This window comes from Acinetobacter sp. WC-743 (assembly GCF_000335555.1).
In the GTDB taxonomy this organism is placed as follows: Bacteria; Pseudomonadota; Gammaproteobacteria; order Pseudomonadales; family Moraxellaceae; genus Acinetobacter; species Acinetobacter bereziniae.
Map to the genome: position 1 here is coordinate 38,952 of NZ_AMFQ01000069.1, position 18,591 is coordinate 57,542.

The window sequence follows — 18,591 nt, forward strand, 5'->3', positions numbered from 1 at the left end:
GAAAAGAGTGAAAATAAAAGGATAAATACATGCAAGCTGAAGTTTATCATAGCCATGAAATTCAAGCATGGGAACGTCGATGGTTTAGTCAACAAAATAGTGCTTTTGGTTTAATGCAACAGGCAGCATGGTCGATTGCTCAGCATTTGCTTCAACTCTTTCAAAATAACTACCCCAAAGTTAAAACGATCGCAGTTTGGTGTGGTCATGGAAATAATGCAGGCGATGGTTACTGTATTGCTAGTTATTTAAAGCAAAGTGGCTATGCGGTAGAAATATTTGCCGCAGAGATTGGTGCATCGACTGACTTGAAGCAAGCCATTCAACTGGCTGAACAAAATCAATTAAAAATTCATTCGGATTTTGATCTTCAAGCGTCTTTTGATTGTCATATCGATGCCTTGTTTGGTATTGGTTTAAATCGTGATTTAGATCAAGCATGGCAAACCATCATTCAAAATTTTAATACGCAAACAGGGATTAAAATTGCTGTCGACCTACCAAGTGGTTTAAATGCCAATACAGGTCAACCACAACCTATTGCGGTCAAAGTAGATTATACATTTACTATTTTGGGGCTTAAAGCTGGACTATTTACAGGGCAGGGTAAAGAATATTCTGGACAAATTGAAACGATTTCTCTGATTCCAACTGACTCAGCACTAAAAGCAGTAGCACAATTAGCACCTCAAAAAATTCAATTGCCACAACGTCAAGCCTTTGGACATAAGGGCAGCTATGGGCATGTATTGGTCGTTGGTGGTCATGCAGATATGGGTGGAGCAGTGATCCTAGCTGCTGAGTCTGCATTTTGTGCGGGTGCTGGAAAAGTGAGTATTGTCTGTCACCAAAAACATCATACGGCTATTTTGGCGCGATCCCCTAATATTATGGTCAAAGATATTAATGTGCTTACCGAAGATGAGATTCAATCTCTAATCAATCATGTGGATGCAGTGAGTTTTGGTATGGGCTTAGGTCGAGATGATTGGGCTGAACAACAATTTGTAAAATGGTTTAAACCCATCTGTGCAAGTACACATTTACAGGTGGTTTTTGATGCAGATGCTTTATGGTTTTTGGCAACGCAAAACACCCAACTCAGTCCAAACACTTATCTGACACCACATCCCGGAGAGGCAGCGAAACTACTCGATTGCTCCATTGCTGAGATTGAGTCTGATCGTATAGCTGCCATCCACAGGCTAAAAAAGAAATACTCAGGCAAGTGGGTATTGAAAGGAGCAGGCAGCTTAATTCTCGAAGATAAGCTGTGGATTTGTACTGCAGGCAATCCTGGTATGGGCACTGGCGGAATGGGAGATGTTTTGGCAGGAATGATTGCCAGTTTAAAGGCTCAATTTGCCGAAAATGTGCAATTACATGATATTGTCACTTTACATGCACAGGCTGGTGATTATCTTGCACAACAAGGTATTCGTGGTTTACAGGCACAACATATGGCACATGCTGTGTACCGTGTGATTAATTCGTGTCAGGAGTAAAATAGACAATGTATGCGGTTAAACTGTTGATATATGGTAATGTACAAGGTGTTGGCTATCGTCGCTGGTTTGAGAAAGAAGCACTACAGTTAGAACTCAAAGGTTATGTCAAAAACTTAGTATCTGGTGAGGTTGAAGCGGTTGTCGTTGGAGATGAGCAAGCAATTTTACGTTTAATTCGTCATTGTTATGTCGGACCGTTAAGGGCTGAGGTCACCAGTATTGAACAGTACAAAATCAATCATGATTTAGATTTTACTGATTTTGAAATGATTCGTTAAATCAGCCATTTGGCATAAAAATACTTGTAGATATATTAAAATGATCACTAAAATATTTTTATTCAGTTGCTTTTTGATGTGTAGTATTCACAGTAGTGTTGTTGCGCAAACAAATGAAAAAATGGCTGAAAATCATCATGCTAAAACTATTCTAAAAGATTTAGACTTTAAAACAGTGATCAATACTTTTTATCAAAAACAGCTTCAAACTACAAAGATTGATCAATTGGATCAGCAAAATATTTCCTATATCGGCATTAAAAATGCAGAATATACCAATGCTTTAAATAGTGATGATGCGGTGGTGGTGTTTAGTCCCGCTCGTACCTATCGAAATGCACAAAATGAATTACGTTATGTGTTCACAACGACTGAAGTTTCAGTAGATAAAAATAACCATGAGCTTAATTTTTGTGGGGCATGTGCGACTTTTACCCGAGTTTACATCTTTAAGAAAAATGCTTCTTCACAATTTGAACTGATCAGCCAAAGTCAGGATGAAAACAGTTGGATGAATGCTGATTTTAATTATTTGCCATATCCGACCTCAGATATTGTAAAAAATATTCGTAAAGTGGGACCACAAATCAAAGCCTATGTGGAAGAACAAGAATTTAGTCGTCAAGGTTACTCAAGCACCACTTTATATATCGTTCCTTTTGATGAAAAACCGTATATTAAAAAGTTAATTGTTGCAGAAATTGGCAATGACAATGAAGTCTCAGGGAGTGAGCAAATTTATAATACCCAAGGTGATTATCAATTCCTAAGCACCGTACATGATGGTTTATATGATATTGAAATTGCCTATACAGGTACCCAACGAATTTATATCGCAGATCGTGCTAAAATTATCCCTATAAATGAAACCCATGTTTATCACTACAATGAGAAACAGCAAAAATATATTCGAGTGAAATAAAATGTTAGAGAAGTATTTAATTGTTGGAATTGTTTTTGCAGCATGTATTGTGTTGATTATATACACGCAGATGGATAGTCGTAAAAAAGAAGATAAAACACTGAGCTTCAAAGAGAAGTTACAGAAAGAGTTTCCGAATTATAAAATTCTTGAACGAAATCAAAGTTTCATTATTTCTCGTGAGGGTAGTAACCCACGTATTCCAGAAGAATTGGTCTTAATTCGAGTCGATCCAGAACAGAAGAAAAATTTGAGAAACTCAGGAAAGATGTTGATTGCAACGTACTCTAAACAACCCAGTATTCGAGAGGTGCGTAAAGATGCACTGCCTTATTTAAATTAACTGAGGCGATTGAAATATAGCGAAGTGGATTCTTATTTAAAAATTTTCTAATTCGATAAAATATTTTGGCTTGATCTAAGAACGTATAAAACTTGATTTTGTATATTTACAGGCTAGGTACAGATGAGGCTTCATCTGTACCTTGATTTATAAATTGTAGATTGTGTGAATATATTAGCGTCTACGACTACTATTGCGGCTACGTCCTCGTGCCATACCACCTAAGGCATTCAGTACGGCTAACTTACTCATACTGCCTGAAGCATGTGCGTGGCAAATTGCGGCTGCAAGCGCATCAGCAGCATCTTGTTGAGGCTTCACTGAAAGATTCAAAAGCTTCATCACCATCATTTGCACTTGTTCTTTGTCTGCAGCACCATAACCGACAACAGATTGTTTAATTTGCCGAGCAGTATATTCAGCAACTTGCAGATCTAAATTGACCAAGGCTGCAATAGCCGCACCACGGGCTTGACCTAGCTTTAATGCTGAGTCTGGGTTTTGTGCCATAAACACTTGTTCAACCGCTGCTTCTGTCGGACCATGGAATTGAACAATACGATCGATTCCTGCAAAAATTCGTTTTAAACGTTCAGGCATTTCGGTTGTTTCAGTACGAATCGTACCTGCATCAATAAAAGAAAGTTTTTGACCATCTTTTTCAATAATCCCGTAACCTGTTAAACGTGAGCCGGGATCAATTCCAATAATTAAGGGCATAATACTGTTTATCGTAAATCTTGTTTTGATTATATGATGCTATCCAGCGATTGTAAGTAAAATTTTAACTTATTGGCTGTATAATCAAACAACAAACAGGAGTGTTTGCTTGAAGAGTTTTGTACAAATTAAAAACCAGCATGTGTATTGGATTCATCGTTTAATCACATTGATCTATCTGCTGGGTTTTATCTTACTCGGTTTTGGAATATTGCAGAAATTTGACTTAGATGCATTGATTGCCTTTTTGATATTAGTATTCGTTTTCGGCTGGATGATGTATTTGCATTTTATCGCCTCATTAGAAGCTGAAAAAGGTTCAGAAAGAGGGCGTCGTATTTCGCGATTTATTGCAGTGATTTTAGTGTTTCTATTTCCGATTGGGACAATATTGGCACTGTATTTATTTTATAAAACATCCTCTAATGAATGGCAAAAATAAAGAAATTAGAGATTAAACACAAAATTACCCTTTAAAAATTTGGGAAAGCCCTTATAAATATATAAGTGATGAAATTCATGGCATTTAATGTATGACTTTCAAAGCTGAAATTTAATTTATCTTTGAGATGCTTTGTTTCGATGAAACTTTTTCCTATTATTTTGATTGGTATCATTCTTGAAATTGCTGTGTGGATTGGCGTTGCACAATTCATTAGTGGTTGGTACGTATTCTTCTGGTTTATCATTGCTTTTGTGATTGGTTTAAATCTATTACGTTCCAGCACTTCAACCATCATGCCACAATTACAGCAAATGCAAATGACAGGAATGATGGGAAATGATCCTGCGATTGCTAAAAAAATGGCAACAGCATTTGCCGGCATTTTGTTGATGATTCCTGGTTTGATCACAGATGTTTTAGCCTTGTTGGTGATTTTACCGCCTGTTCAGAATGCAATTAAAAATGCAGGAATGAAATATATGGCGAAAAAGCAGCAAGCCATGATGAATAATATGATGGGTGGAATGGGTAATATGGGGGATGCGCAAGGGCAAAATCCATTTGCAGATTTAATGCGTCAAATGCAGGATATGCAAAACCAACAATCTGGTGGTCAATATCGTGATTCCACAATTATTGATGGTGAAGCACATGAGGTTGAACCAGAACATAAGCAAATTGAACTCAAAGATGTGAATAAAAAATAAAACCATCTCAAATATGATTTAATTTGAAAGCTGAGTTGAAAGATTCAGCTTTTTTTATCGCTAAAATTTGTAGTTTTCAATTCAATATGTTTGATCAACAAAATATTGATCATGTCGGGTGACGATTTTTGTTGGGTTGAATGATGTAGCTTTGATTGAGATCGACATCGGAATATTAGGTACTTGATTGTTTAGGTATACTTTCTGAGCGAACAAACAATATCACTATTCAAGATGTAGGATTATTTTTTAAATGATTGATCAAACGGTATAATTGGCTCGCCCTAAGCGATAAGATTAAATTATGTCGATGTTATTGACCATTTGTGCACTACATTTTGTAGCACAACTCAGTCCAGGACCAGATGTTTTATTGGTTGCTAAAAGCTCAGCATCTACTACACGTGCCAATACACTTAAAATTATATTGGGCATATCTGCAGGTGTCGTGGTTTGGGTGATTTTAACGCTATTGGGCTTTACGGTTTTATTAGAACATTGGCCTTGGATTCAGCAAATGTTGATGTTGATTGGTGGATTCTTTTTGGCTCGAATGGGTTACGCCATGCTAAAGGGTGGTATTGCCACACTTAAACAAAATACCAATCTCGATGGGGTCATTGAACATGCACCTAAAAATTATTTCCTTTTGGGACTTTTTACAAATTTAGCTAATCCTAAAATTGTGATTTATTTCAGTAGTGTTTTTTCATTGGCGTTAAGTTCAAGTGCAGGATTAAACTTAAAACCACAATTGGCAGTGATCATTCCGATTCAGACATTTCTAGTGTTTAGTCTATTGATGTTGATTATGTCGGTTCCTAAAATAAAAGCAATCTATCAACGTTCTGGAAGCTATATCGATATTCTCTCTGGAAGCTTCTTCTTATTATTTGCAGCCTTCCTTTGGGTGGATGTACTTAAAATGTTTTATTGATTTTCATTATTTTGAAAAGTTGTTTTTTCATCATCGACATGTTTTGTTGGGTTCTCGCCAAGCTGTTCTTGGGTCTGATAACGATGTGGATCTAAAGTTTTGATATTGTTTTCGGACTCAGCGTATCTTCGACTACGGTTGGCGCGTTCACGTAAACCACCTTTTTTGATCAGTTGTACCAAAATAATCTCCAAAAAAATTTAATATTTGTCTAGGGGGGGGAATTATACATAGAATGTGCATGATACAGGATATTGAATACTGGTAGTGTGTGGTGTATAGGTTTGAATTGAGAGTGTTTTTTGGGTTTTAAGCTAAATTTTATCTAAGTTTATGAATTTTAAAGCAAATAAATAGAAACAAAATTTGCTTGTCAAACATTACTATTCATGTAAACTAAAAATGTAGTTAAATTTTTACATTACTTATATGGATATAATAGTAGTGTAATAAATAAAAACAATAATAGTGCGACAAGAAGGAGATCCAAAGATGATTTTACAATATCATTGTGCTTGCTGTAATGAAACAGTGACTTCGACACAAAAAGTTTGTCCGAAATGTGGCTCTCAGCATATCAAAAGCCCATATGGCTTATGGACTTTTTGCTTAGTGGCTTGTTTGATTGTGGCTGTCACCTTTAAAGTTGGGCATTTATATATTCAAAATCATAATACTGAAGCGCCTGAACAAATTTCAATATTGAGTGTTTTACAACAGGATGCTAAGCCTGGTTCACAGTAATTGATTTTTTATTTTCCAAAATAAGATGAAGTACATGCAAATAATAGAGATAAAAGGAAGATAAGTGTTTTTTGATTAAATTTAAATTGAAACTGCTAGAGAGGAGGGAATTTTTTGAGGTATATATTTCCATATCTTTAACAAACAAAAAAGCTCGCATCTGCGAGCTTTTTTACGATGAATTTTTGAGAAATTATAGATTTGCTGATGCTTTAAGCGCTTCAACTTTATCTGTTTTTTCCCATGTAAATGCAGTGTCTGAACCTTCGCGACCAAAGTGCCCATAAGCAGCAGTTTGCTTATACATTGGCTGAATCAAATCAAGCATACGGGTAATGCCATAAGGGCGTAAATCGAAGTGTTCACGTACCAATTGAATAATCAATTCATCGGATACCTTACCTGTATTGAAGGTATTGATTGAAATTGAAGTTGGTTCAGCCACACCAATTGCATAAGACACTTGGATTTCACACTTATCAGCAAGTCCTGCTGCAACAATATTTTTTGCCACATAACGACCAGCATACGCTGCTGAGCGATCAACTTTTGATGGATCTTTACCAGAGAAAGCACCACCACCATGACGAGCCATACCGCCATAAGTATCGACAATAATTTTACGACCAGTTAAACCACAGTCACCCACTGGACCACCAATCACAAATAAACCAGTTGGGTTAATATGGAATTTGGTTTCAGCATGGAACATTTCGGCAGGGATGATCTTTTTCACGATTTCTTCAATCACTGCTTCTTTTAAATTCGCTTGTGAAATTTCAGGATCATGTTGAGTAGAGAGTACCACCGCATCTAAACGAACAGGCTTACCATTTTCATAAGCAAACGTAACTTGGCTTTTGGCATCTGGACGTAACCACGGCAATGTGCCATTACGACGTAATTCAGCTTGTTTTTCCATTAAGCGGTGTGCATATGAAATAGGTGCTGGCATCAGCACATCTGTTTCACGGCTCGCATAGCCAAACATTAAGCCTTGGTCGCCTGCACCCTGATCTTCAGGTTTTTGACGATCAACACCTTGCGCAATTTCAGGTGATTGTTTACCAATCATGTTGATCACAGCACATGTTGAGCCATCAAAACCAAGATCTGTATGGTGGTAGCCAATACCATTGACCGTGTGACGGACAATCGATTCAAAATCGACATTTGCTGTCGTGGTGATTTCACCCGCAAGAATCACCGCACCAGTTTTTACTAATGTTTCGCAGGCAACCCGTGCATATGGGTCTTCTTTTAAGATTGCATCCAAGATAGCGTCACTGATTTGGTCAGCCATTTTATCTGGATGGCCTTCGCTCACAGATTCCGAAGTAAAAACAGCATACTCGCGCATGAAAGTCCTATCACAGTAATTTATAAAGACGCAATATGTTACATCGACTTCAGCCTGAGGACTAGCATTACCTGATTAAAAATCATGAATAAAATTCATTTTTATGTGTTTTTAATTGATATGTTCATTAGGAAAGTTGATAAAGGTGCCTGATTTGGGCACATATTGCCGATTTTTAAAAAACAACAAGTTGTTTTAATTGAGCTATTTATTGGTTTTGCGATTAAATTAAACTTTGCTTAGCTCTCTTCATTTTTCATTGTGATCGTGATGAAAACTCACTTTAAAAATCTACTGTAGTGCTTTGAGTTTATATAACGGTTGATGCAAAATCATGACGGTTATCGATCAGTTTTAATGTCGTTTCGGCTGTATTTCGTTTATTTTTTAATTAATTTGCAACCAAAAGGGATAAATATAGACTTAAGTCTTTACCCTGATCGTTTTTTTTAAGACAATACATCACAGTTTTTGAATATCTATTCATCTTCCTATATTTTTTATTTATTGGACTCTGATCTATGACAACCCCGTTGAATGAACGTCGTATAGCTAACGCAATTCGTGTATTGGCTATGGATGCTGTGCAAAAAGCCAATTCTGGACATCCAGGTGCACCAATGGGGATGGCAGATATCGCTGATGTCGTATGGCGCGAATTTTTAAATCATAATCCAACAAATCCGCAATGGGCAAACCGCGACCGCTTTGTATTGTCAAATGGTCATGGTTCAATGTTGCAATATGCGCTGTTACATTTAACCGGTTACGATCTTTCTATTGAAGATATTAAACAGTTCCGTCAATTACATTCTAAAACTCCAGGTCATCCAGAATTAGGTTATGCACCAGGTATTGAGACGACGACTGGTCCATTGGGTCAGGGTATAGCCAATGCGGTTGGTTTTGCACTGGCTGAAAAAACTTTAGCTGCGCAATTTAATAAAGATGACATTAAAGTTGTAGACCATTTTACTTACTGTTTCTTGGGTGATGGTTGTTTAATGGAAGGTATCTCCCATGAAGCATGTTCACTTGCTGGAACTTTAGGGCTTGGAAAACTGATCGCTTACTATGATGACAACGGTATTTCTATTGATGGTGAAGTAGAAGGCTGGTTCTCAGATGACACTGAAGAGCGTTTTAAAGCTTATGGTTGGCAAGTTCTTCGTGTAGATGGTCATGATGCTGATGCTATTCGCGCTGCAACAGTTGAAGCACGTGAAGAAATTGCAAAACCAACGTTGATTATCTGTAAAACCATTATTGGTTTAGGTTCACCGAACAAGCAAGGTAAAGAAGATTGTCACGGTGCGCCATTAGGTAATGATGAAATCACATTAACCCGTGAAGCATTAGGTTGGAAAGAAGAAGCATTTGTTATTCCTTCTGATATTTATACGGCTTGGGATGCGAAAGCGAAAGGTTCAGCGACTGAAGCAACTTGGAACGAAACTTTTGCTGCCTATGCTGCAAAATATCCAACTGAAGCAGCTGAATTTAAACGCCGCGTAGAAGGTGATTTACCAGCAGATTTCTTGGCACAAGCAGATGCATATATTGCTGAAGTCAATGCCAAAGGTGAAACAATTGCAACGCGTAAAGCGAGTCAAAATGCTATTCAAGCGTTTGCACCTTTACTTCCTGAAATTTTAGGTGGTTCTGCGGATTTGGCAGGTTCAAACTTAACCTTGTGGAAAGGTGCCAAAGGTGTTGAGTCTGATCCTGCAGGTAACTATGTACATTATGGTGTACGTGAGTTCGGTATGACTGCGATTGCCAATGGTGTTGCCTTACATGGCGGTTTCATTCCTTATGTTGCAACATTCCTGATGTTTATGGAATATGCACGAAATGCAGTACGTATGTCTGCTTTGATGAAGCAACGTGTGATTCATGTCTATACACATGATTCAATTGGTTTAGGTGAAGATGGTCCTACACACCAACCAGTAGAGCAAATTGCTTCTCTACGTGGTACTCCAAATTTAAATACATGGCGCCCATGTGATACGGTTGAAGCTTCGATTTCTTGGAAATCTGCATTAACACGTAAAGAAGGTCCAACAGCATTAATCTTCTCTCGTCAAAATTTACCATTCCAAACACGTACTCAAACACAAATTGAGAATGTTGCAAAAGGTGGTTATGTATTGGCTGAAGAAAAAGGTGAATTAAAAGCAATCATTATTGCAACAGGTTCAGAAGTTTCATTGGCGATGGAAGCACATGCACAACTTGAAGGTGTACGTGTGGTATCTATGCCATGTGCAGAAGAGTTTGTTAAACAAGATGCTGCGTACCGTGAAGCAGTATTGCCATCAAACATCCGTGCGCGTGTTGCTGTTGAAGCAGGTCATGTGGATTACTGGTGGAAGTTTGTCGGTTTAGATGGCAAAGTTATTGGTATGACAACTTATGGTGAGTCTGCTCCTGCAAAAGACTTGTTCCAATTCTTTGGGATCACTACAGAAGCTGTGGTTGCTGCTGTAAATGAGTTAACTGCTTAATATTCAGCTTTTTAAAGCGATATGAACGCCCCAAAGTGGGCGTTTTTATTTTGTAGATAGTTTTTTAATGTTGTCGGTAAATTCAGCAAATTTTAGTAGCAGTTTTTAGCAAAAGGTATATAGTTGTGCCATTTATTCTGTATTCATGAAATATGGTGATACATATACCATAAGTGAGGAAAATATGAGCCTTTATGAACAGATTAGTGATGAAATCACTTTGATGGATGCGGGTGAGCAAAAGTGGATTGGGCAGGATTTACCACTTGAATCCATGGTTGCAGTAGAGTTGCTATTACAGGACTTTCAAGAAGACAAAATCATCAAGATTCGACGCAAAAACCATGAAAAGCACTCTGGCTTAAAACAGGTTGATCGTGTCTTGGTTGAAAAGCTTTAAGACTAAAAAGCCCCGAAAGGGGCTTTTTTATTTGAAATTTGATAAAATTATGAATTAATGATTACAATAAAATTAATAATTTAGAGTGTATTTTTTAATGGGTTGCACTTAGAATTAAAGGAATTTAAAAATATGGTGCAACAAAAGTGCAACAAGGTTAGACAATGGCTACTTTTCAAAAACGAAATAATCGTGTCACTGCTACAGTAAGAATTAAACCGCATCCACCGAAAAGCAAAACCTTCGAAACGTTGCGTGATGCGAAATTTTGAGCGCAAGAATTAGAAGTAAAATTGAGAAATGAAAAGGCTCAGATATTTAATCACATTATTTTTGAAGATGCCCTTAAACTGTACCGAGACGAAATATCGGTTAAGAAGAAAGGGTCAAGACAAGAAATAGGAAAAATCAATTTTATTTTAAAAGATATGGATTGCATATCCCACTGGTAAAACTCTCAAAAGAAATGTTAATTGCATGGAGAGAAGATAGACTTACTAAAGTAAAGGGTGCAACAGTTCGAAGACAGCTTATTGTGTTGGCAGGTTTTTTTTCTTGTTGTTTTGATGTAAAACTTTGGTTAAGTACAAGCCCCTTAGATGATGTTAAATTTCCTAGTGATTCTAACCATCGTGAACGTGTTATTTCGGATGAGGAAATTGGAATAATGATGGGAGGATTGGATGGTGAGGTTAGTAATATTTTCTTATTTGCTTTAGAGACAGGGATGCGTCAGTCTGAAATTTGTGAAATGACTTGGGATAGAGTTTACATAACTAAAAGATTCGTTAGATTGCTTGTGAAAATTGAGACTTCTACTGACATTTTGGTACATTTTACCTCGTGTCATAGGAGTTTGAATTTTGAGTACAAAAGCCCAACGGGAAATTGCCCATAAATTAAAAGTGTTTGCTCATGCTGAACAAAATGGCAATGTTGCATTGACCTGTCGATATTTTGGTATTTCACGAGATACTTTTTATCGTTGGAAGAAGAATTATAAATCCAAAGGAGAGATAGGATTAGTCAACAGTAAGCCATGTCCACATAACCCTAAGCTACGCACGCCTGCTGAGATTGAAGATAAGATTATTTATTTACGTCAACACTATCATTTTGGACAACTACGGATCAGTTGGTATTTATGGCGTTATCACCAAATTAAGATTTCAGCAGCTGGGGTATACCATGTTTTAAAACGGCATGGTATGAATCGATTACCCCAAAATCAGCGTAAACGTTCTATTCCTATTCCTCAACGTTATGAAAAACAAGTACCAGGGCATCATGTTCAAGTTGATGTAAAGTTTCTATTTTTTAAAGATCAAAATGGAAAACAAGTCAAACGATATCAATATACCGCTATTGATGATGCAACTAGAATTAGGGCATTAAAGATTTATGAGAAACATAATCAAGCCAATGCTATTGATTTCGTCAATTATGTGATCGACAAATTTCCTTTCCGTATTCATACCATTCAGACTGACAACGGTCATGAGTTTCAGTCTAAATTCCATTGGCATCTGAATGATCTTGCCGTTCATCATCGCTATATTAAACCCCGAACACCTAAACATAACGGTAAGGTCGAACGATCTCATAAGACGGATAAAATGGAGTTCTACCAGCTATTAGACTACACCGATGATGTGGATTTAAAAGCCAAGCTGGCTGAATGGGAGGCATTTTACAATTATGCCCGACCTCATGCAGCCATGAATGGCAAAAGACCCTATGAGCGATTAAAAGAAAAGTTATGCTAAAATCTTGGTGTCAGTGGAGGTACTAGTATTCACAACGAAATTAAGCCGTAGTTCAATAAACGGAATGTTGTATGCAGGCGAGTTTTATATTGAAGGACATGATAAAAAACTAAAATTGAAAAAAAGCTTGCGTTTAAATGAGAAGTGTGAACTATTACTTATAGTTGAAAACTATGCATAAAACACATTGGCTACAGAATTTAAGATTTACATGCCCACTAGACCCATCTAGTGGACATTTTTTGTCTGAACATTTGTGAGGCAAATATGTGAAAAAATTCAATTCATTTTTAAAAAATGACTCTAGGGTTATTGATATTATATAACTCTAGGGTTATTATTAACTCATCAAGACAGATGGAGTTAAAATGAAAAGTCTGGAATTGATCAAGATCATCGAAGCAGATGGTTGGTATGAGGTAAGAGTTAGAGGTAGTCACCATCACTTCAAACATCCTACCAAAGAGGGACTAGTTACAGTACCTCATCCCAAAAAGGATTTACCAAAAGGCACTGTGAAAAGCATCTTGAAGCAAGCGGGTCTAGAATGACCCGCTTCACCCAGACTTGATTTTCTCTATAAAGAGGTGAGTATGTTATATCCAATTGCAGTAGAAAAAGGCTCAGATGTTGAAGCCTATGGTGTGATTGTTCCAGACATCAAAGGATGCTTCTCAGCAGGTGATACTTTTGAAGAGGCATTGACTAATGTGAAAGATGCAATTGCAGGTCATTTAGAAATATTAGCCGAAGATGGTGAGGAAATTCCTTTAGCCTCTGAGGTAAGTAAATATTTAAATGATGATGACTTTAAAGGCTTTATTTGGGCTGTTGTTGATGTTGATGTAAGCCGTTATTTAGGTAAGGCTGAAAAAATCAATGTGACTCTACCAAGTCGGTTAATCCGCTTGATTGATGACAAGGTAGGCAAAGACAGACAATTTAAATCACGTTCTGCATTCTTAGCCGCTGGTGCTGAAAAAATGCTTAGAGCGTAATCTTTCATTGAAGCTCACAGAAATGTGGGCTTTTTTGTTGCTTGGATATTTGAGCTTATATTTTTTGTGCATTTTTTTATAAAATATAAAAATCAAATAGGTCGGATTAAGCCAAATAAATTGTCATAAATGTGGAACTAGAAATATTCTTGAAGCCCTTAAGTGTGGTCGTTGTGGCAATGATTTATTAAAGCAAAGCAAAAAGAAAAACACAAAGAAATGCTATTTTTATTCTTTCTAATTATGTTTTTCATGATCACAAAGCCATATGTCGTGAAATTATTTTATTAACCAGTTAAATAATGAATTCAGATCAAGCCCCTTCAGAGGGGGTTTTTAATGCCTAGAGGAGAGTGGGATGAATAGAGTTGAAGCATAAAAGAACCTGAAACTACTTGAACAAGATAAAGCGCGCTTACTCTCACTTAATCATCTCAATTAAACGTGGACGTTTAAGAATCAGTGTGAGATGAGGGTGAAGCGGATTAATGAGTATGTGAAGAATATTGATTGGGGTTGAATACTACATATCGTCAATGATAGTTTTATTAACAATAATCTCCATAGTTAACTAAAAATATGAAATTAATCATCATTATCTCATTTATTTTTACTCTGACAGCATGTGTAGGTATGCCTAAGAGCTCACAAGAACTTCAGGAAAAAAGCAATACTAGATATCAATTCATTGTTGATAAGGAATTGGGTACGGTTGAGAGTAGTTTTGATGAATTTTTTAAGAAATGCTACTACAACTTAGACCATTCAAAAATATACTTAAATCATGCGCGAGTTGGGGTTGATCAAGGGTTTGATAAAACCAAAGATAGCAACCATATCAAATATTCTATTTATTTTGGTTCAGCACCAAAAACGAAAAAATATGGATTAGATGTAGATTTATCAAAAATCTCAGACTCAAACAGTATTAAAGTGGAATTGGTGGCAGCAACCGGAATGTGGAAACGTAGTTTTCCGAAATATGAAAATGTTGCTAATGGTGGAAAAGAAAGCTGCCCTTGGTAACATAAGTAAAACCTCCTCCGGGAGGTTTTTTATTGGGTGAAGAAAGTAAAGAAAAAAAGAAAACCACATAGCCTAATCAAAACGGTTGCCTAACTCTCAGCACTAAGTGCCTGCGTTTGCTGAACGTCCGAAACGTACCCGTACCTATAGATAGACTATGTGGTGTAAGTGGATTTTAGTCCAATTTAGTAATTTAGAAAATGGATTGCAAAAAAATAAAAGCCCAATTAAGGGCTTTTAATAAAGACTTCACTGTTAACGTGATTCTTTTGGGGTGGCGTCCTTCGTTCTTTCGGTTGCCCACTGGCTGGTTACAGGTTCTGGCAACAGGTTAGCAAATGCTATTAAACCCAACGGCAGAAACCCTGTGAAGTATAAATACAACCATCGGGAAGTCCTTGCTCCTGCATTAAGAATTATAAGTTTTGAATTGAAGTAAATCAATGAGGAGATTCCTTTATGGAAGATATCGAGCTTCCGAAAGGGAGTGAGCCACTTAAAAACAAGCAACATGAATTGTTTTGTCATGAGTATTTGATTGATCTAAATATCACTAAATCAGCGATTAGAGCGAAGTTTAGTGAGAAGTCAGCTCGTCAGTATGGATGGGTTGTATTTAGTCGACCTGAAGTGCAAGAAAGGATTGATTTCTTGAAGTCACAGCATATTAAAGAGCTTGGTATTGATGCTTTTTACATTCTTAAAAATCTAAAGTCTATTGCTGAGTGGTGCATGCAGACCGAGCAGATTTTAGATAAAGATGGCATGCCTGTTTTTATTTGTAGTGGTGATGATGAGTATGCTGCGGCATATAAGTTGAACATACTGGCGCACTCAAAGCAAATGAATTGATGATGAAGCATTTAGGCATGTTAAGCGACAAAGTTAAGCATGAGCATACTGGTGCTGATGGTGGTCCAATTGATTTAAGCATAAGGGTGGTATTTGAAAATGATGAAGAAGAAAGTACCCCTTAAGTTCAAGCCCCTTGGCACGTGGACAATGCAAAGTCTTACAGCAACTCAACAACGTATATCTGATGCAAATCAGCGTATTGCAATCGTTGAATCAAAATTAATTCGTCTTGATACAGATATCGCTGTATTGAGTAAACGTAATGCCAAGGATTATGAAGATGAATAAAGAACTAACTAAAACTATTATTGCTTTTGTAGCCTTGGCAATGGTGGTCTTATCAATTGTAGGGCTATTTTTTATAGATATTCCAGACCGTAACCGTGATTTATTCAATATTGTGCTCGGTGCGATTATAGGATGGGGAACAACTGTATTTGGCTTCTACTTTGGCAATTCTGACAAAGCCATGAAGGAGAAAGGCAATGAATGACCAATCACAACAAATTGCTCAAGTCTATTCTTGGTTAAGAGCAATGTCAGGCGGTAAATTGACTCAAGAACAGGTCGATGCGGGCGATGCAATTATCGCAATGAATGGCTTGCCTCCCTTTGCTAAAGTCATTGGATTTAATATTGGTACTTCTAGACAGCGTGATATTTCAGAAAACGGATTTCAAATCATTCGTGAGTTTGAAAGCTTTCAGTCTAAAGCGTATTTGGACACTGGGGGAGTCTGGACGATTGGCTACGGTACAATTAAATATCCCAATGGTGCACGAGTTTCAAAAGGCGATACGTGTACACAAGCACAAGCTGAGATGTGGCTTAAAAACGATTGCAAATGGGTTGATGCTTGTTTAGATAAATATGTAAAAGTGCCAACAACTCAAAACCAGTTTGATGCGCTTGCTTCTCTTGTCTATAACATTGGTGAAACAGCATTTGTAAAAAGCACTTTATTAAATTTACTAAATCAAAGCGCTTATCAAAAAGCTGCCGATCAATTTGATCGTTGGGTGTTTGACAACGGCAAGAAGATTCAAGGCTTGGTAAATCGTCGTAAAAAGGAAAAAGAGTTGTTTTTAAAAGCCCTCTGATTGAGGGCTACATTAAATCTACATCAATTTGAAAAACTCATTTTCATCGGATTTTTCCTCTATTGCTTATTTTTTATTCTATAGTTTAGCTTCACAATTAAAAGGAAATTAAAATGAAAAAGTTAACAATAGCAATGCTAACAGGGTTGATGAGTGTGAGTGGATGGAGTGCTTGTACTTATAATTTGGATGTGACACAGGCTACTTTGGATGCAAATCAACCTGGAACAAAAGTTTTCCCAATAAGAAATAACCAAAAAAGTTCCTTTTTAATATCACCAACAAATGGACAAACACCTAAATATGTTGCTGTAGATAATAATTCATTTACTCAGCAAAGTCTGGCACTAATCACTCCACCAGTAAATGGATTATTTGCTTATGAATTTAAAATTAAAATTCCTACATATAATCTACAGAGCGGAGAAGGTTTAACTTTTTTCCCAATTATGGGTACTGGTGTAAATGGAGGGAATAATACCCAAGGTATTGTCATGATGTATCTAAATGATTCAATGATGAATGTATTTAGTTTGAATGATAGTAATAGTAAAAATGCAATAATTTTTTCACCTCAAGTAACTACTTCTGGTTATCAAACACTTGGTATTTATGTTAACCAAGATTCAAAACAGGTAGGATATATTCTAAATGGAGTGAATCAAGGCTATGTATATAATTATTCTCAAATAGCTACAGGGTATAAATTTGGATATACAGCATCTTTAAATGGGTTTAATTCATCATCTCCAAACATTGGCAAGGAAATTTCGATCGAACTGGTCACAGACGCCACAAAAATGACCCAAACCTATCCAACAGGCACAAAAGATATCTGTGGCAATACTATTTAACGAAACACCCTTTTACTAACTCTCTAAGTGGGAGTTAGTTTTTTTATTAGGTTTTAAGATAAAATTCAAAATAATTTTACTCTTATTCTTAAGCTCTTCCACTTATGCAAATCAAGCAGATGAATGCAAAATCGTTGAAGAAACCGCGGACATGATTATTCAAATGCGCCAAGGTGGTGTTGATTTAAAGAAAGTATTTGATTCAACAAAGGATGGATTAGAGGAGCATCAAGTTCAGTTATTAGAGGATATGATTGCAGATGCGCTATCTAAGCCTGTTTATGTAACGATGCTAGGGCAACAAAAGGTTATATCTGAGTTTGTTGCGGATTGGAAAAAGTCATGTGGTAATCCCCCCTCAAAATAATTGAACTCAAAAGTAGAAAATCGAATAATCCTGTAAAGGAGATTTTTTATGAAAACATCTAAATATTCAGATAGCTTAATCATGAGTATTTTAAAACAAGCTGAATCAGGAACACCTGTGCCTAACTTATGCCGTGAACATGGTATGAGTTCCGCTACATTTTATAAATGGAAAGCGAAATATGGAGGTATGGATATTTCAATGATGACACGACTTAAAGAATTAGAAGCTGAAAATGCTCGTCTGAAACGTATGTATGCTGACGAACGCCTTAAAGCAGATATTCTTCAGGATGCACTGTCAAAGAAGTTATAAAGCCTGTACAACGTAAATCTCTTGCTCAGCGAGCCGTTAAACAATTCAAGATTTCAGTGAGTAAAGCTTGCTTCATCTTTCAACTTAGTCAAACCTGTTATCGTTATAAAGCTCAATTAGATGAGCAAAATAAGATGATTGCAGACTGGCTACTGAAGCTTACCAATGAGAATAAGACTTGGGGCTTTCAGCTTTGCTTCTTGTACCTACGTAATGTCAAAGGCTACTCATGGAACCATAAACGTGTTTATCGAATTTATAAGGAGCTTGAGCTTCACCTACGAATTAAACCCAACAAACGCATTCAGCGAATAAAACCTGAACCGCTTACAGTTTCATCAGCACCAAATGAATCGTGGTCAATGGACTTTATGCATGACCAACTGAGTGATGGTCGCAGTTACCGAATCCACAATGTTATTGATGATTATAACCG

General features: G+C 36.7%; 25 protein-coding genes and 1 pseudogene. 23 read left to right on the plus strand and 3 right to left on the minus strand.

The features are described 5' to 3' along the window. Positions 1-29: 29 nt before the first annotated feature. Genes ACINWC743_RS08905 through ACINWC743_RS08920 form a run of 4 tightly spaced genes read left to right on the plus strand, consistent with a single transcriptional unit; the run spans position 30 to position 3,051 of the window. The gene (locus ACINWC743_RS08905; protein ID WP_009585176.1) at positions 30-1,505 is read left to right on the plus strand and encodes a bifunctional ADP-dependent NAD(P)H-hydrate dehydratase/NAD(P)H-hydrate epimerase; all 1,476 of its coding nucleotides are present in this window, start codon (positions 30-32) and stop codon (positions 1,503-1,505) included. An 8-nt stretch (positions 1,506-1,513) separates the two neighbouring features. Next, positions 1,514-1,786, plus strand: coding sequence for an acylphosphatase (locus ACINWC743_RS08910; RefSeq protein ID WP_004824321.1), 273 nt, complete (start codon positions 1,514-1,516; stop codon positions 1,784-1,786). Positions 1,787-1,826: 40 nt separating this feature from the next. Beyond that, complete coding sequence (locus ACINWC743_RS08915) at positions 1,827-2,708, plus strand: hypothetical protein (protein WP_228129104.1); 882 nt, start codon at positions 1,827-1,829, stop codon at positions 2,706-2,708. A gap of 1 nt (position 2,709) precedes the next feature. Further along, positions 2,710-3,051 carry a hypothetical protein gene (locus ACINWC743_RS08920; RefSeq protein WP_005032140.1) on the plus strand — a complete coding sequence of 114 codons (342 nt, stop codon included), beginning with the start codon at positions 2,710-2,712 and terminating at the stop codon, positions 3,049-3,051. Between the two features lie 174 nt (positions 3,052-3,225). Here ACINWC743_RS08920 and ruvC read toward each other — a convergent pair whose 3' ends face one another. Beyond that, positions 3,226-3,771 (minus strand): crossover junction endodeoxyribonuclease RuvC, encoded by a 546-nt coding sequence (gene ruvC / locus ACINWC743_RS08925; RefSeq protein ID WP_004824318.1) that lies wholly within the window; start codon positions 3,769-3,771, stop codon positions 3,226-3,228. A 109-nt stretch (positions 3,772-3,880) separates the two neighbouring features. Between ruvC and ACINWC743_RS08930 the strand changes: the two genes are divergently transcribed. The 3 genes from ACINWC743_RS08930 (at position 3,881) to ACINWC743_RS08940 (ending at position 5,860) form a co-directional block, all read left to right on the plus strand. Beyond that, on the plus strand, positions 3,881-4,213 hold the full coding sequence (locus tag ACINWC743_RS08930; RefSeq protein ID WP_009585193.1) for a hypothetical protein: 333 nt from the start codon (positions 3,881-3,883) through the stop codon (positions 4,211-4,213). A gap of 140 nt (positions 4,214-4,353) precedes the next feature. Then, complete coding sequence (locus ACINWC743_RS08935) at positions 4,354-4,923, plus strand: FxsA family protein (RefSeq protein WP_004824315.1); 570 nt, start codon at positions 4,354-4,356, stop codon at positions 4,921-4,923. 304 nt (positions 4,924-5,227) lie between these two features. Further along, positions 5,228-5,860, plus strand: a complete 633-nt coding sequence (locus tag ACINWC743_RS08940) for a LysE family transporter (RefSeq protein ID WP_009585183.1) — start codon at positions 5,228-5,230, stop codon at positions 5,858-5,860. Here ACINWC743_RS08940 and ACINWC743_RS08945 read toward each other — a convergent pair. Then, on the minus strand, positions 5,854-6,042 hold the full coding sequence (locus ACINWC743_RS08945) for a hypothetical protein (RefSeq protein WP_009585170.1): 189 nt from the start codon (positions 6,040-6,042) through the stop codon (positions 5,854-5,856). The genes ACINWC743_RS08940 and ACINWC743_RS08945 overlap by 7 nt on opposite strands. 310 nt (positions 6,043-6,352) lie before the next feature. Between ACINWC743_RS08945 and ACINWC743_RS08950 the strand changes: the two genes are divergently transcribed. Next, positions 6,353-6,604 (plus strand): hypothetical protein, encoded by a 252-nt coding sequence (locus tag ACINWC743_RS08950; RefSeq protein WP_004824312.1) that lies wholly within the window; start codon positions 6,353-6,355, stop codon positions 6,602-6,604. A gap of 193 nt (positions 6,605-6,797) precedes the next feature. Here ACINWC743_RS08950 and metK read toward each other — a convergent pair whose 3' ends face one another. Continuing rightward, positions 6,798-7,964, minus strand: coding sequence for a methionine adenosyltransferase (gene metK, locus ACINWC743_RS08955; protein ID WP_004824311.1), 1,167 nt, complete (start codon positions 7,962-7,964; stop codon positions 6,798-6,800). 521 nt (positions 7,965-8,485) lie between these two features. Between metK and tkt the strand changes: the two genes are divergently transcribed. From tkt to ACINWC743_RS23855, 15 genes and pseudogenes are all read left to right on the plus strand, one after another. After that, positions 8,486-10,474, plus strand: a complete 1,989-nt coding sequence (tkt, locus tag ACINWC743_RS08960) for a transketolase (RefSeq protein ID WP_009585179.1) — start codon at positions 8,486-8,488, stop codon at positions 10,472-10,474. Between the two features lie 184 nt (positions 10,475-10,658). Beyond that, positions 10,659-10,874: a hypothetical protein gene (locus ACINWC743_RS08965; RefSeq protein ID WP_004824308.1), complete on the plus strand. Its 216-nt coding sequence runs from the start codon at positions 10,659-10,661 to the stop codon at positions 10,872-10,874. Between the two features lie 433 nt (positions 10,875-11,307). Beyond that, positions 11,308-11,772, plus strand: coding sequence for a tyrosine-type recombinase/integrase (locus ACINWC743_RS23535; protein ID WP_151776137.1), 465 nt, complete (start codon positions 11,308-11,310; stop codon positions 11,770-11,772). Next, the gene (locus ACINWC743_RS08975) at positions 11,738-12,640 is read left to right on the plus strand and encodes an IS481 family transposase (protein ID WP_009585157.1); all 903 of its coding nucleotides are present in this window, start codon (positions 11,738-11,740) and stop codon (positions 12,638-12,640) included. Before ACINWC743_RS23535 ends, ACINWC743_RS08975 begins: the two co-directional genes overlap by 35 nt. Positions 12,641-13,008: 368 nt before the next feature. After that, complete coding sequence (locus ACINWC743_RS08980) at positions 13,009-13,191, plus strand: type II toxin-antitoxin system HicA family toxin (protein WP_004831652.1); 183 nt, start codon at positions 13,009-13,011, stop codon at positions 13,189-13,191. A 42-nt stretch (positions 13,192-13,233) separates the two neighbouring features. Then, a complete protein-coding gene (locus ACINWC743_RS08985; RefSeq protein WP_009585162.1) occupies positions 13,234-13,638 on the plus strand; it encodes a type II toxin-antitoxin system HicB family antitoxin in 405 nt (134 codons plus the stop codon). Between the two features lie 579 nt (positions 13,639-14,217). Further along, entirely contained in the window at positions 14,218-14,664 is a 447-nt protein-coding gene (locus ACINWC743_RS08990; RefSeq protein WP_227510941.1) for a hypothetical protein, read from the plus strand. A gap of 459 nt (positions 14,665-15,123) precedes the next feature. Continuing rightward, the gene (locus tag ACINWC743_RS08995; protein WP_009585166.1) at positions 15,124-15,516 is read left to right on the plus strand and encodes a terminase small subunit; all 393 of its coding nucleotides are present in this window, start codon (positions 15,124-15,126) and stop codon (positions 15,514-15,516) included. Then, the gene (locus tag ACINWC743_RS25080) at positions 15,516-15,641 is read left to right on the plus strand and encodes a hypothetical protein (RefSeq protein ID WP_264753069.1); all 126 of its coding nucleotides are present in this window, start codon (positions 15,516-15,518) and stop codon (positions 15,639-15,641) included. Before ACINWC743_RS08995 ends, ACINWC743_RS25080 begins: the two co-directional genes overlap by 1 nt. A 25-nt stretch (positions 15,642-15,666) precedes the next feature. After that, positions 15,667-15,807 (plus strand): hypothetical protein, encoded by a 141-nt coding sequence (locus tag ACINWC743_RS23850; protein ID WP_009585155.1) that lies wholly within the window; start codon positions 15,667-15,669, stop codon positions 15,805-15,807. Continuing rightward, complete coding sequence (locus ACINWC743_RS09000; protein WP_009585187.1) at positions 15,800-16,012, plus strand: hypothetical protein; 213 nt, start codon at positions 15,800-15,802, stop codon at positions 16,010-16,012. Before ACINWC743_RS23850 ends, ACINWC743_RS09000 begins: the two co-directional genes overlap by 8 nt. Further along, positions 16,005-16,619 carry a lysozyme gene (locus tag ACINWC743_RS09005; RefSeq protein WP_009585173.1) on the plus strand — a complete coding sequence of 205 codons (615 nt, stop codon included), beginning with the start codon at positions 16,005-16,007 and terminating at the stop codon, positions 16,617-16,619. The genes ACINWC743_RS09000 and ACINWC743_RS09005 overlap by 8 nt, the downstream gene beginning before the upstream one ends. 113 nt (positions 16,620-16,732) lie before the next feature. Continuing rightward, positions 16,733-17,473 carry a DUF4882 family protein gene (locus tag ACINWC743_RS09010; RefSeq protein ID WP_009585153.1) on the plus strand — a complete coding sequence of 247 codons (741 nt, stop codon included), beginning with the start codon at positions 16,733-16,735 and terminating at the stop codon, positions 17,471-17,473. A 151-nt stretch (positions 17,474-17,624) separates the two neighbouring features. Continuing rightward, positions 17,625-17,840 (plus strand): hypothetical protein, encoded by a 216-nt coding sequence (locus tag ACINWC743_RS09015; protein ID WP_009585194.1) that lies wholly within the window; start codon positions 17,625-17,627, stop codon positions 17,838-17,840. A 48-nt stretch (positions 17,841-17,888) separates the two neighbouring features. Then, positions 17,889-18,591: pseudogene (locus ACINWC743_RS23855) on the plus strand (transposase); the annotation flags it as partial.